The organism is Streptomyces coryli (assembly GCF_011044975.1).
GTDB classification, from domain to species: domain Bacteria; phylum Actinomycetota; class Actinomycetes; order Streptomycetales; family Streptomycetaceae; genus Streptomyces; species Streptomyces coryli.
On the sequence record NZ_JAAKZV010000439.1, the window covers coordinates 1 to 3,454 of the forward strand.

The 3,454-nt window shown below is 70.5% G+C and carries 5 protein-coding genes; 2 read left to right on the forward strand and 3 right to left on the reverse strand.

What is annotated here, in order from left to right; all coding sequences use genetic code 11:
• The coding region (locus tag G5C51_RS40820) for a prepilin peptidase (protein WP_165245819.1) at nt 1-551 on the forward strand (551 nt) is incomplete at its 5' end.
• 299 nt (nt 552-850) lie between these two features.
• Nucleotides 851-1,249, forward strand: coding sequence for a hypothetical protein (locus G5C51_RS40825; protein WP_165245821.1), 399 nt, complete (start codon nt 851-853; stop codon nt 1,247-1,249).
• A gap of 7 nt (nt 1,250-1,256) precedes the next feature.
• On the opposite strand, the gene G5C51_RS40830 is transcribed toward G5C51_RS40825, so the two are convergent.
• The 3 genes from G5C51_RS40830 to G5C51_RS40840 form a co-directional block, all read right to left on the reverse strand.
• The gene (locus tag G5C51_RS40830) at nt 1,257-1,646 is read right to left on the reverse strand and encodes a DUF192 domain-containing protein (protein WP_165245823.1); all 390 of its coding nucleotides are present in this window, start codon (nt 1,644-1,646) and stop codon (nt 1,257-1,259) included.
• Between the two features lie 53 nt (nt 1,647-1,699).
• Nucleotides 1,700-2,293 carry a Uma2 family endonuclease gene (locus G5C51_RS40835; protein WP_165245825.1) on the reverse strand — a complete coding sequence of 198 codons (594 nt, stop codon included), beginning with the start codon at nt 2,291-2,293 and terminating at the stop codon, nt 1,700-1,702.
• A 93-nt stretch (nt 2,294-2,386) separates the two neighbouring features.
• Nucleotides 2,387-3,454, reverse strand: a 1,068-nt coding sequence (locus G5C51_RS40840) for a hypothetical protein (protein WP_165245827.1), incomplete at its 5' end; no start/stop codon positions are given.

The window sequence follows — 3,454 nt, forward strand, 5'->3', positions numbered from 1 at the left end:
GTGACGGGGGACGCTATGGGCCGCGGCCGCTGCCGTGCGCCATCGCTATCGCGCTCGTCTGCGGCGTGCTCGGGGGTCTCGCCGGGCCGCGGGCGGAGCTGATCGTGTGGCTGCTGGTCGTACCAGTGGCGGGGGTGTTGTGCCTGGTGGACCTGGCTGTGCAGCGGTTGCCCGATGTGCTGACGCTGCCGCTGGCCGGCGGGATCCTCGCAGCACTCGGGGTCGTCGCGCTGCTGGGAGCGGGCGACGGCTCATGGTTGGGAGCGCTGCTCGGGGCTGTCGTGCTGTTCGCGTGCTACGCCGTGCTGTTCCTCATCAATCCCAGGGGGATGGGATTCGGGGACGTCAAACTCGCCCTCGCCTGCGGGGCGGTGCTCGGCTGGTACGGGTGGGGGGTGCTGTTCACCGGGACGGTGGTGGGCTTTGTATGCGGCGCGCTGTACGGACTTGGGCTTGTGCTGGCTCGTAAGGGCGGACGGAAAACGGCGTTGCCGTTCGGACCGTTCATGGTCGCGGGCGCGTTTGCGGGAGTGCTGCTCGGCGTTATATGAGCGGAGCCCGTGTCGGCTGGGTCCCCAAGCACCAAGGTGGTCCATGTGATTGGGCCCACAGACTGAGTCCTTGGGCCCATGCGGGAGACGCCCGCACAGCCTACGGTTCATCGCACACGTGCGCGGCCGCGGGCTGACCACCCGGCGTTCGCCGTGCGACCTCCCAGACTTGCCGAGAGCGCAGGTATTCAGTCATGAGCGGTTTCTCTTCGCATCATCAGCAGTGGCCGTACGACGGGGGACAGCATCAAGCCCCAGGCCGACAGCCTGCCGGCAGCCCGGTCGGCGCCGTCCTCTACTTGCTCCGGTCCTGGGCCGTCGCCCTCGTGTTGAGCCTGGTGGGGCGCTATCTCACCGGCCTGCTGGAGGATGCGGTGTCCGACGGTGGGCGGCCGGGCTCGGTGGGCATGCGGATCGTCGTCGTCTACGCACCGCTCGCGGTCGTATCCCTCGCCGCCGCGCTCGCCGCCGCGCGGATGCACCCGGAGCCGTATCGCTCGAGCCCGGGCCAGCACTTGCTCGCCGCCCTGGCCGTGCCGCTCGGCTATCAACTCTGGGACATCGGCGCGCACTGGGCCGGCCGCGGGGTCGAGGAGATCGCGGCTCCTGCTGCGGCGGTGGCGATCGGCTGCATGTTTGCGGTTTACGTGGACCTGGCGGAGCCGGTGCAGGAACGCGGGCCTGGGCACTGGAGGTGAGCGACGGTCACCGGCCCGGACGGGCCGTCGCGGCGTCGACCTCCACCTGCGCTCCCGGGCGCAGCCCCCACCCCGCCATCGCTCCTGCCTCTGCCTCCAGCACGTGCCGCGCGCGGAAGCGGACCATGCCCATCCGGCCGGGCGGCATGGTCCGTACCGACAGGACGCGGAGCTTGCGGTCCAGGTAGGCGACGTCGATCGGGAACTTCATCCGGAAGGTGTGCACGCTGCTCGCCGGCGTGAGGAGGATGGCGCCGTCGATGCCGGTGCGGCCGAGGAGGCCGCGGGTGCGGGCGCGGAGGGAAGCGGCGATCTCCAGTGGGACGCGGATGCGGTCGGCAGTACCGGAGTCTCCGCCGACCGTCAGCTCTGTCTTGCCATCCTGCCAGCGTCCCATCCAGGTCTCCTCTGTTCGTCTCCGAGGGGGACCCTAGCGCGCCGAGGGGTGAGTCAGCTCTCCAGGAAGGCTTCGGTCCTCAGGGCGAACTGTGGTGCCAGCGGGCTGAGATCCAGTTCGACGCCGAACGTGACCACGGTCTCGGTCGCGTAATCATCGTCTTTGGGCGCCGTATAGAGGTGACATTTCCGCTGGTACGGGTCGGCGACGAGATAGACCGGTACGCCGGCGGCGGCGTACGCAGCCTTTTTGGGGCCGTAGTCATTGGCCGCCGTATCCTTCGAGATCACTTCGGCTACGAACTCGACATCCTGGTAATGCCACCGGCCGCGCGCATCCTTGCTCGCGGCGTCGCGCATCTTTGCAACGTCGGGGGCGAAGCCGTTGCGATAGCCGGGAAAGTCGATGCGGACATCGGAGACGACACTGGACTTCCGGCCGAATCGATCTCGGAGGGCCTCGATGATCAATAGAATGATCTCCCAGTGCGCGCTTCGCTGCGGCGACATGTGGATGGCCCCCTCGACGATCTCCGCCTTGAATCCCTCGGGGACGGGCATCCGCTCCAGCCAGCCGAACATGTCGTCCAGCGTCGGCTCGTCGCCGTCGTCGGCCATCTCGATCCTGTCGTGGTCCACGACGGTCATCATGCCGCTCCTCCCCGCCGCAGCGGTGGACCCGTGCAGCCATCCGGTTCAACGGTAGGTGATCAGCGCAGGCACCGAGGGATACCCGGCGCATCAGCGCGTACGCCCCGCGCTGGTGCCGCGCATCGCCACCCTCGCTCGATGCCGGTGGCCCGCATGTGTGTTGGTTGCGACCGACGCCGCAAGCAGCAGCAAGCCCACCGTCCGCAGGACCGGCCCGTCGTCCGCGTTCCCTGACCAACCCAGCCACACCAGCGCGGCCAGTGCCGCCGACGTCACCGCGGTCCATGCCCTCCGCTGGCCGTACTGGTGCGTTGCCCACACCAGCAGCACTGCCGCCGGACCCACGACCGCCCAGGCAGCGGTCCGGCTGGGCAGAGTGAGGGCCGTCAGCGCCACGCCCACCGCGATCACCCCCGCCAGCACCGCCACCCCCCCCGCCGGCATCCGCATCGCCACCACGCCCAGCGGCCGCAGCAGCACATTCTCCGGTCGCGGCGTCCGCTGCCCCGGTGCGATCCGCACCCGCGACAGGCGCGCCAGCCGTCGGTCGGCCTCGCTGCCGCCGCGGTCCGTCAAGGGTTCCTCGCCCCGCCGGTCGCCGTACGAGCCGGGCTGGAAGAGATTCGTCGGACGGTACGGGCCGGGCAGTGCGATCACGCCCGCGTACCTCGGGTCGCCCGCGTACCAGAGGTCCTCCAGCTCGGCCCGCAGATCGGACGGGGCCGACGGGTCCAAGCGCTCCAACCACCAAACAACGCCCGGCACATCGGGCAGTTCCACCGCGATCCGCCGGCCACCCCCCGCCGGCCCCGGGTCCGGGAAGACGAAGCCCACCCCGCCGCTCGCCGCGACGTCCGGACCGCCGTACGCACGCCACGGATACATCTTCAGCAAGCTCCGCATCCGGCTCGTCAGCACCATCCGCCGCCGCAGCGCGAAGCTTCCGTACACCGCGCACAGGCTCATCACAGGTGCCAGCACCGCCGCCCAGCCGGGCGTGCCGCGTGGCATCACGAACGGGGCCACCACCAGCCCCAGCAGCAGGACTTGGAGTAGCACCGCCCACGCCACCCGCACCCGGATGACGCGGCGCGTGGCGGGGTCGTCCCAGGCGGTCGCCGTCCCCGTCGCCGTAGCGGCCGGGACGGAGGCGCGGGG